Genomic DNA, 9,315 nt, shown 5'->3' on the forward strand with positions numbered 1-9,315 from the left:
GGGGAGCTCTACCTGGCCGGCCCCGGCCTCGCCCGCGGCTACCTCGGCCGCCCCGGCCTCACCGCCCGGAGCTTCCTCCCCGACCCGTACGGCGCCCCCGGCGAGCGGATGTACCGCACCGGCGACCTCGCCCGCCGCGCCGCCGACGGCCAGCTCCGGTTCGCCGGCCGCGCCGACGAGCAGATCAAGCTGCGCGGCTTCCGGATCGAACCCGGCGAGATCGAGAGCGCCCTGCGCCGCAGCCCCCTGGTGCGCGACGCCGTCGTCACCGTCCGCGCCGACGGCCCGGGCGGCGGCCGGCTGGTCGGCTACGTCGTCCCCGCCGACGCCACCGCCGGCGCCCCCGCCCTCGACCTGCGGCTCCACCTCGCCGAGTCGCTGCCGCCGCACCTCGTCCCCTCGGCCTTCGTCGCGCTGGAGCGGCTCCCGCTCACCCCCAACGGCAAGCTCGACCGGCGGGCCCTGCCCGACCCCGGTCCCGCCCAGGCCGCGGCCGGCCCCGGCCGGGCGCCGGAGACCGACCTCGAACGCCGGATCGCCCGGATCTGGGCCGACGTCCTCGGCCTCGACGAGGTCGGCGCCGACGACAACTTCTTCCTCCTCGGCGGCGACTCCATCCTCAGCATGCAGGTGGTCTCCCGGCTGCGCCGCGACGGCCTGCACCTGGCCACCCGCGACCTGTTCAGCCACCAGACGGTGGCCGAACTGGCCACCGTCGTACGCACCGCCACCGAGCGCGCCGACGACGGCCCGGTGACCGGCGGCGTCCCGCTCACCCCCATCCAGGAGTGGTTCCTGACCACCCCGCGCGCCGCCCACCACCACTTCAACCAGTCCACCCTGCTCGAACTCTCCGCCGACCCCGACCCGGCGGCGCTGCGCACCGCGCTCGACGCCCTGCTGGAACACCACGACGCCCTGCGGATGCGCTTCACCCGCGACGAGGCCGGCTGGCACCAGTTCAACCCGCCGCCCGCCCCCGCCGAGGACCTCCTGGTCCACCACGACCTGACCGGGCAGGACGCCGGGGCCGCCGACGCGGCCATGGCCAAGGCCGCCGACGAGCTGCACGCCGGCTTCGACCTGGCCCGCGGCCCGCTGCTGCGCGCCGCCCTGTTCACCGGCCACCCGGAGCACCCGGCCCTGCTGCTCCTGGTCGCCCACCACCTGGTCGTCGACGCCGTCTCCTGGCGGGTGCTGCGCGACGACCTGGAGAGCGCCCACCGCCAGGCCGTCCAGGGCGGGCCGGTCACCCTGGGGGAGCGCGGCACCTCCTTCCGGGACTGGGCGCACCGGCTCGCCGCCCATGTCGCCGAGGGCGGCCTGGACCACGAACTCCCGTACTGGGAGGAGGCGGTGAGCGCCCGGGCGGCCCTGCCCGGCAGCCCGTCCGGGACCGGCGGTCCGTCCGATCCCGGCGGTGCCGAGACCGCGGCGGTCACCGTCGAACTCGACGAGGCCGACACCGAGGCGCTGCTGCGCGCCGCCCCCGCCGCCTACCGCACCCGGGTCAACGACGTGCTGCTGGCCGCCCTCGCCCTCGCCCTGGCCCGCTGGAGCGGGCAGCAGCGGATCGGCCTGGACCTGGAGGGGCACGGCCGCGAGGACCTGCTGGACGGCGTCGACCTGTCCCGTACGGTCGGCTGGTTCACCACCGTCCACCCCGTCACCTTCCACGTCCCCGACCCGGCCGAGCCCGGCCCGGACCGCGACTGGCGGGCCCTGGTGAAGTCCGTCCGCCGCCAGCTGCGCGCGGTGCCCGGCAACGGCCTGGGCTTCGGCGCCCTGCGCACCTTCGGGACGCCCGGGGTCCGCGAGCGCCTCGCCGCCGGCGGCCACGGCGAGGTGGTCTTCAACTACCTCGGCCAGTGGGACGCCCGGCCCGAGGCCGCCGGCGACGGCCTGGTCCGCGCCGAACTCGGCTCCTTCGGCCAGGACCACGACCCGCGGGACGGCGGCTCCCACCCGCTGGAGGTGGTCGGCGCGGCCCAGCACGGACGCCTCGCCTTCACCTGGCACCACCGGCCCGCCGTCCACGGCACCGGGGCCGTCCGCCGGGCCGCCGAGGACTTCGCCGCCGCCCTGCGGCAGATCGCCCGGCACGCCCGGGAAGGACGGTGACGACCCCGCCCACCCGTACCGACACCGCGCCCCCGTACCGACCCCGCCCACCCGTACCGACCCGTACCGACCCCGCCGAGACCGACCGACGATGACGAAGGAGCCCGACATGGACGAGAACACCCGCTACCAGGTGCTGCGCAACGACGAGGAGCAGTACTCCCTCTGGCCCGCCGACCTCGACGTCCCGGCCGGCTGGCAGCCCGTCGGCACCGAGGGCACCGAGGCCGAGTGCACCGCCTACGTCGACGAGGTGTGGACCGACATGCGCCCGAAGAGCCTGCGCGAGCGCATGGAGAACGCCCGAGCCTGACCGGCCGCGGGGACGGGGCCGCCGGCCGCGCCGACCGGCCCCGCCCCACGGCTGCCGCACCACCGAACCACCACGACCCAAGAGGAGAGCGGCATGACCCCTCAGCTGCGCACCGAGCACCTGGAGTTCATCCCCTACCGGCCCGAGGACGAGGACGCCTTCGTCTCCCTGCTCCGCAACGCGGACGTGTGCCGCTGGATGGGCCAGGACCTCGTGCCCGAGCCGGACATCCGCACGCTGTTCCGCGCGATCCTGACCGACGTCTACCCGCAGCACCTCTTCGACATCTGGGGCCTCTGGCTGGACGGCGCGTACGCCGGCCACGCCGAGGTCAAGCGCACCGGGAACGTCGACGGCCACGAGCTGGTCACCGCGCTGGCCCCGGAGTTCTGGGGCCGGGGCCTGGGCGCCGAGGTGGTCCGCGGCCTGATCCGCTACGCCGGCGACGAACTGGGGCTCAAGGAGGTCTACGGCATGGTCGGCGCGGAGAACACCCCGAGCCTGGCGATGTGCCGCCGGCTCGGCTTCCGCCACCTGCGCGACGTGGTCGGGGACGACGGCTCGGTGACGAAGCTGCTCGCCGTCTCCACCACCGACCCGGCCTGAGCCGCCCCGGGCCGCGGCGCGCCCGGCCGTACGGTGAGGGTGCCGGAGCCGCCGGCACCGTCGCCACCAGGAGGCCGCCGTATGCGGGACCGACCGACCGCGGGACTCGACCTGCCGCCCGAGGACCGGGCGGGCGCGCCGGTGACGGGCTGGACCTGTCGGCACTGGATCGCCGTCGCGGACCACCTGCTGGCGTCCCTGCGGCCCTACCGCAGCCCGCTCGGGGCGCGGATCTCGCCGCCGGGGCGCGGCAGTTGGTCGGGCGGCGACACCGACGGCCTGGAGGGCTTCGCGCGGACGGCGGTGCTGGCCGCCGTCCGGCTGGCGGCCGGGGACGAGCCGGCGCGCGGCCGCCTCGGAGAGCTGGCCGACCAGGTCACCGCCGGGCTGCTCGCCGGCACGGACCCCGGCGGGCCGGAGCGCTGGCCGGCCGTCACCGACTACTCCCAGCAGATCGTCGAGGCCGCGTCGCTCGCGGTGGCCCTGCACGAGTCCCGCCCGTGGATCTGGGAGCGGCTGACCCCCGGTCAGCGCGAGCAGGTGGCGGGCTGGCTCAGCGGGACGGTCGGCCGGGGCGTCCGGGAGAACAACCACGTGCTCTTCCAGGCGGTGGTCGGCGAGTTCCTCGCCTCCGTCGGCGCCGGGCACGACCGAGGCGAGATCGAGGACCGGCTGGACCGGATCGAGCCGTGGTACTCCGGCGACGGCTGGTACCTGGACGGGCCGGAGACCCGCCACGACTACCGCTCGGGCGGCCCGCAGGAGTTCGCCGTCGGCCCGGAAGCGGCCTACGACGCCGGCCGCCGCTTCGACCACTACAACGCCTGGGGGTTCCACCTCTACCCGCTGCTCTGGGCGCGGATCGCCGGGGAACGCGCCGGGGCCAGGGCGGCGCTGTACCGCGAACGGCTGCACCGCTTCCTCGCCCAGTACCGCTGGCTGTTCGGGCCGGACGGCGCGGTGCTCCACCAGGGGCGGTCGCTGAGCTACCGCTTCGCCTGCCTGGCCCCGGTCTGGCTCGGGGCGCTGGACGGCGCGACCCCGCTCACCCCGGGGCAGACCCGCCGCCTGGCCTCCGGCGTGCTGCGGCACTTCACCGAGCGGGGCGCGCCCGACCCGCGCGGCCTGCTCCCGCTCGGCTGGTACGGGGAGCAGAGCGCGGCCGCCCAGGTCTACAGCTCGCCCGGCTCGCCGTACGCGGCGGCCATGGGGTTCCTGGGGCTGCTGCTCCCGGCCGGCCACCCGGTGTGGACGGCGCCCGAGGAGCCGCTCGCGCGGGAGCGCGCCGACCTGACGGCCGCGCTGCCCGTCCCCGGGTTCCTCGTCCACCGGACCGCCTCCGACGGGCTCGTCCGGGTGCTCAACCACGGCTCCTGCTACCTGACCGCCCCGCCGGCCGTCGAACGCGACGAGCCGCACTACGCCAGGCTCGCCTACTCGACCCGCACCGGGCCGGTGATCGGCCCGGAGGCGCCACGGATCGACAACCACCTGGCGCTGCTCCTGCCCGACGGCACCGCCACCCGCCGCGAACGCATCCACCCGCTCGCCGTGACCGACCGGTACGCCGCCTCCTGGCACCGGCCGCTGCCCCCGGGCGGGGCCGTCCCCGGCGCGGCGCCGCCGCCCGTGGTGAGCGTCTCGGTGCCGGCCGGGCCCTGGGAGATCAGGGTGCACGGCCTGCGCCGACCGCCCGGCTGGGGCCTGCGCGAGGGGGGTTACGCGCTGGCGGCCGAGGCGGCGCCGGAGACGGTCCTGCGGGGGCTTCCGGGCGCGGCCGTCCGGACGGCACCCGGCGCGAACGGGCCGGGGCTGGTCAGCGCGGTGCTCGGGCTGCACGGCTGGACGGCGGCGGAGGTGCACCGCCGCGAGGGGGCGAACGCCTTCGGCCACCGCTGCGCCGTTCCCCTCCTCGTGCTCCCGCCCGCTCCGGCACGGGTATGTGACGAGTCGTCAGAACGGATCGAGGTGGTGGTCGGCGCCGTGCTGCTGACCGGCGCGCCGGGGGCGCCCCCGGCACCGGAGGTGGCGGTCCGGGTGGCGGGCACCGAGGTCCGACTGACGTGGCCGGACGGGCGGGAACTGCTGGTCCGCCCGGTCCTGCCGTGGCAGGCCCCGGTCGACCGCGGTCCGGCGACCTGAGTTCAGGGCCGGCGAGGTCGCCTCCGAGGCCTGGGGGTCAGTGGTTCTTGAACTCCTCGATGGCGGTCCGGGTCGCCTGCCCCATCGCCTCGCTGCCGGCGTGCCCGGAGTCCTCGATGATGTGGAGCCGTGCCCCCGGCCACGCCTTCGCGAGCTCCCAGGCCGTCTGCACCGGGCAGCCCATGTCGTGCCGGCCGTGGACGAGCACGCCCGGGATGCCGGCCAACAGGTGGGCGTCGCGCAGCAGTTGGTCCTCCTCCAGCCAGGCGCCGTGGCTGAAGAAGTGGGCGCAGATCCGGACGAAGGCGATCCGCGCGTCCACCTCGCGGTCGCTGTACATGCCGGGCGAACCGTTGGGCTCGTTCGAGACGACCGCGTCCTCCCAGGCGAGCCAGTCGGCGGCGGCCCTCTCCCGGACGGCGCGGTCGGGGTTCTCCATCAGCCGCGCGTACGCCGCCAACAGGTCGCTGTCCCGCTCGTCTTCCGGGACGCCGTCGCGGAACCGGTCCCACGCCTCCGGGTGGAACCGCCCGGCACCCCGGTAGAGCCAGTCGATCTCGGCCCGCCGGGCCGTCGTCACGGCCGGGATGACGATCTCGGTGACCCGCCCTGGATGCCGCTGCGCGTAGGCCAGGACGAGGGTCGACCCCCAGGAGGCGCCGTTCAGCAACCACCGCTCCACGCCGAGGTGTTCGCGCAGCCGCTCCATGTCGTCGATCAGGTGCCGGGTCGTGTTCAGGCTCATGTCCGCCGCCGGGTCGCTGGCGTGCGGGGTGCTGCGGCCGCAGTTGCGCTGGTCGAAGCGGATCACCCGGTAGCGCTCCGGGTCCCAGGCCCGGGTCGGCCGTCGCGGCGCCCCCGCACCCGGGCCGCCGTGGACGTTCAGGGCGGGCTTGCCGTCCGGGTTGCCGAGCTGCTCGTAGTAGAGGCGGTTGCCGTCTCCGGTATCCAGGAACCCGGTGTCGTACGGCTCGGTCGGAGGATAGAGGTCAACCATGAGCGCCGATCGTACGCGGGGGCCGCAACGGGCGGAAGGCACCGCTGGCGCTCCGCCCCGGAGCCGGTTCGCACTCGACTGGCTTCGGGTCAGGTCCGCTTGCGGCTCGCGATCTCGTCGGAGAGCCGCTGCACGTGGGCGGGGTCCGCGTCCCGGGCGAGGGCGACGTAGTGGTCCATGACGGCCGGCCGGTAGCGCACGGGAAACGTCTGCCCCGGGGCGAGTCGGGTGATCTCGGTGATCGTGAGGTTCTCGTCCGCGATACCGCGGAACGAGATGCCGCCGATGGTCTCCACGTCGAGCATCAGGGCCACGCGTGGGCTGCCGCCGCTGCTGATCTCCCGCCAGTCGACGAGAACGCCGAGCGCGAGCGCCCCCGTGCGCAGTTCCGCATTGCGCTTCCGTGCGTCCCTGCTCAGGACCGGGTTCGGGGCGATGCCCGGGAAGTCCGGCCCGACGCCGAGCGCTTCCCGACTCAGGTCGGGCCTGAGCCGCGCCGCCATGTCGTTGAGCTTCTTCTCCGAACCGAACATCCTGTCCCCTCCCTCACGCCGGTGCCGGAATCCCGGCCCGGCGCTTCGTTTTCGCCGCGATTGTACGTCGCGGCCGTTCCCGGCCTCCGGCGCATCACCCCGTCCCGACGGGGTCGCCTGATCGATGGTGACCCCGACGGTGCGTCCCGTGGCAAGACCGTGCGGATTCCCGTCGTCAGGCCGCCGCGGGACCGTCCGGGGGCATGGTGGTCCGGCAGCCGGCGAGGAGTCGGGAGACCATGGCCCGCGCATGCTCGCGGTCGTATCCCGGGCCCAGGATGCACAGGTTGCCGACCGCGCGCATCAGCGTGTAGGCAGTGACGTCCGGGTCGAGTTCGCCCCGGGCCGCGGCGGCGGCGAGGAGCGAGGCGCAGGCCGGGACCAGCGTGTCGAGCATCAGGGAGTGCAGGCTCTGCAGGCCGGGGTCCTCGGACTGGAGCGCGGCCCCCAGTCCGTGCTTCGTGACCAGGAACTCCACGAACGCGTCCATCCACCGCTCCAGGGCCTCGCCCGGCCGCGGCGACCCCGCGAGGTCGGCGGCGAGCTGCGCGCACTCGTCCACCTGGTGCCGGTAGACCGCGACGACCAGCTCCGCCCGGGAGGGGAAGTGGCGGTACACGGTGCCCAGGCCCACGCCGGCCCGGCCGGCGATGTCGCGGATGGGCGCCTGGACGCCCTGCTCGACGAACACCTGCGCCGCGGCCGCGAGCAGGGACTGGCGGGTGCGCTGTGCGCCTGCCGCTCTGGAGCCGGCCGATGGGGACAAGGTCTCACCTCTGGTTCGCGGAACATTGTTCCGCTAATGTGAGCGGAACATCGTTCCGCCAAGTATGCGGCACGCGTCCTCCCGACAGAGAGTCCGCACATGCTCACTCCCGCGCAATCCCGGACGAAGACCGTCGCGGTCAAGCCCATCACCGTTCCCGCCGGTGGGCGGGCGGTGCCCCTGCAGGTCAAGGTGACCGCACCGGCCGAGGGCCGCGGCCTTCCGGTCATCGTGTTCTCCCACGGCAACGCGTGGTCGATGGACGGCTACGAGCCGCTGGTCGACCGCTGGGCCGCCGCCGGCTTCGTCGTCGTGCAGCCGACCCACCTGGACTCGCGCCGCAACGCCATAGGGTTCGACGATCCGTGGTTCGGCACCATCTGGCGCGTGCGCGTCGACGACCTCCACGCCGTGCTGGACCACCTCGACGCCGTCCTGGCCGAGGCGGGCGACCTGATCGACCGCGCCGACCGAAGCCGTGTCGCCCTCGTCGGGCACTCCTGGGGCGCCCAGACCGTCGGCGCCCTGCTGGGCGCCCGGGTGTTCGACGCCCAGGGCGTCCCGGGCGAGGACCTCTCCCACGGCGGCGCGGCGGCGGGCGTGCTCATCGCGGCGACCGGCACGGGCGACTCGCTCACGCCGTTCGCCGTCGAGCACCTGCCCTTCATGCGGCCGGACTACTCCACCATGACCACGCCGGCGCTCGTCATCGCGGGCGACAGGGACCAATCGAGGATGTCCACGCGCGGACCGGACTGGTTCCTCGACGCCTTCGACCTCAGCCCCGCCCCCAAGCGTCTCCTCGTCGTCCCCGGCGGGGAGCACACCCTGGGCGGCATCGCCGGGGAGGCCGTGAGCGAGACCACCGACCCGGACGCCGACCGGGTCGCCCTCGTCGCCGACGCCGTCGCCGCGTACCTCCTCGACGCCCTCGGACTCGGCCCCGGTGCGTGGTCCCGCTTCCGCGCCGACGCCGAAGCCGCCGGGCAGGCGTCCTTCCGGCACAAGGACTGACCCCGGCCCGCATTCGCCGCCCCGCGGGATTCCCCGGGTCGTGATCCCCGTGCGAGGCCGGCGCCAAGGCGTTCACCGGGCGTAGTCGACCTCGGGGAAGTCGGGGGAGGGGCCGTCGAGCAGCCGCCCCTGGTCGCGGAGGTGGAGGTCGAAGAAGGCTCGCGGGTAGGCGCGTTGGAACGCCTGTGCCCGGTGCCCGGGAATCGTCCCGACATCCTCCTCCAGATCGGACGCCGACCTGCCCAGGAGGGGGGCGAGCAGCGGCAGGATCAGCACGTCGTCGCCGAACGACTGGTGCGCGGCTCCCCGTACGGTCAGGTGCAGGCGCCAGCCGCGCAGGTGCGACCAGAACGCGCGCAGGGCGGGGTTGTTCTCCATGCCGCCCTTGCCGGGGGTGTCCACGACCAGGAACGGACGGTCGAGCCCGGCGTCCACCACCGGGCCCGCCGCGCCCCCGTCCAGGCTCATGCCCGCCGTGATCCGTCCGTCGGTGAGCATCGTCGCGGCGGTGGTGGCGCCGCCCAGGGAGTGGCCGAGCATCCCGACGCGCCGCGGGTCGAGCGCCCCGCGCAGGCCGGCGGGCAGCGGGGTGCGGCAGACGCCGGGGTGGCCACCCGAGCGGAGGACGGCGAGCCGGTCGAGGACGAAGCGGATGTCGTCGGTACGGACCGTGAGGGCCTTGGCGTAGTCGCTGATCCCGCCCGTCGGGTTCGTCTCGACGCGTCCGCCGGGGAAGGCGACCGCCGCCGCGTCGTAGGTGTGGTCGACTGTGACCACCCCGAAGCCTTGGCTGGCGAGGTCCTCCACGACGCCGGAGCCGTAC

At 75.2% G+C, this 9,315-nt stretch carries 9 protein-coding genes; 5 read left to right on the top strand and 4 right to left on the bottom strand.

All coding sequences use genetic code 11. The features are described from left to right. From ACWDCZ_RS37140 to ACWDCZ_RS37155, 4 genes are all read left to right on the top strand, one after another. Positions 1-2,121: condensation domain-containing protein (locus ACWDCZ_RS37140; RefSeq protein WP_449818220.1), on the top strand; the 2,121-nt coding region annotated here is incomplete at its 5' end. 109 nt (positions 2,122-2,230) lie between these two features. Then, entirely contained in the window at positions 2,231-2,434 is a 204-nt protein-coding gene (locus ACWDCZ_RS37145) for an MbtH family protein (RefSeq protein WP_049649584.1), read from the top strand. A 93-nt stretch (positions 2,435-2,527) separates the two neighbouring features. Next, entirely contained in the window at positions 2,528-3,040 is a 513-nt protein-coding gene (locus tag ACWDCZ_RS37150; protein WP_049649583.1) for a GNAT family N-acetyltransferase, read from the top strand. A gap of 81 nt (positions 3,041-3,121) precedes the next feature. Beyond that, the gene (locus ACWDCZ_RS37155; RefSeq protein ID WP_449818221.1) at positions 3,122-5,182 is read left to right on the top strand and encodes a DUF2264 domain-containing protein; all 2,061 of its coding nucleotides are present in this window, start codon (positions 3,122-3,124) and stop codon (positions 5,180-5,182) included. A 37-nt stretch (positions 5,183-5,219) separates the two neighbouring features. Here the strand turns inward: ACWDCZ_RS37155 and pip are convergent, their stop codons facing one another. The 3 genes from pip to ACWDCZ_RS37170 form a co-directional block, all read right to left on the bottom strand. Beyond that, a complete protein-coding gene (gene pip / locus ACWDCZ_RS37160; protein WP_449818222.1) occupies positions 5,220-6,179 on the bottom strand; it encodes a prolyl aminopeptidase in 960 nt (319 codons plus the stop codon). Between the two features lie 89 nt (positions 6,180-6,268). Next, positions 6,269-6,712 (bottom strand): hypothetical protein, encoded by a 444-nt coding sequence (locus ACWDCZ_RS37165; protein ID WP_117485973.1) that lies wholly within the window; start codon positions 6,710-6,712, stop codon positions 6,269-6,271. 175 nt (positions 6,713-6,887) lie between these two features. Next, on the bottom strand, positions 6,888-7,478 hold the full coding sequence (locus tag ACWDCZ_RS37170; RefSeq protein WP_449818223.1) for a TetR/AcrR family transcriptional regulator: 591 nt from the start codon (positions 7,476-7,478) through the stop codon (positions 6,888-6,890). Positions 7,479-7,577: 99 nt separating this feature from the next. Here ACWDCZ_RS37170 and ACWDCZ_RS37175 point away from each other — a divergent pair, with 99 nt between their 5' ends. Beyond that, positions 7,578-8,492 (top strand): alpha/beta hydrolase family protein, encoded by a 915-nt coding sequence (locus ACWDCZ_RS37175; protein WP_449818224.1) that lies wholly within the window; start codon positions 7,578-7,580, stop codon positions 8,490-8,492. A 72-nt stretch (positions 8,493-8,564) separates the two neighbouring features. Here the strand turns inward: ACWDCZ_RS37175 and ACWDCZ_RS37180 are convergent. Further along, on the bottom strand, positions 8,565-9,315 hold a 751-nt coding region (locus ACWDCZ_RS37180), incomplete at its 5' end, for an alpha/beta hydrolase (protein WP_449818225.1).

Source organism: Kitasatospora sp. NPDC001225, from assembly GCF_053597855.1.

What these genes read in the sequence shown, in the direction of transcription:
- ACWDCZ_RS37175 (WP_449818224.1), top strand. Translation starts at nt 7,578, where the DNA reads ATGCTCACTCCCGCGCAATCCCGGACGAAGACCGTCGCGGTCAAGCCC.
- ACWDCZ_RS37165 (WP_117485973.1), bottom strand. Translation starts at nt 6,712, where the DNA reads ATGTTCGGTTCGGAGAAGAAGCTCAACGACATGGCGGCGCGGCTCAGG.
- ACWDCZ_RS37150 (WP_049649583.1), top strand. Translation starts at nt 2,528, where the DNA reads ATGACCCCTCAGCTGCGCACCGAGCACCTGGAGTTCATCCCCTACCGG.
- ACWDCZ_RS37155 (WP_449818221.1), top strand. Translation starts at nt 3,122, where the DNA reads ATGCGGGACCGACCGACCGCGGGACTCGACCTGCCGCCCGAGGACCGG.
- pip (WP_449818222.1), bottom strand. Translation starts at nt 6,179, where the DNA reads ATGGTTGACCTCTATCCTCCGACCGAGCCGTACGACACCGGGTTCCTG.
- ACWDCZ_RS37145 (WP_049649584.1), top strand. Translation starts at nt 2,231, where the DNA reads ATGGACGAGAACACCCGCTACCAGGTGCTGCGCAACGACGAGGAGCAG.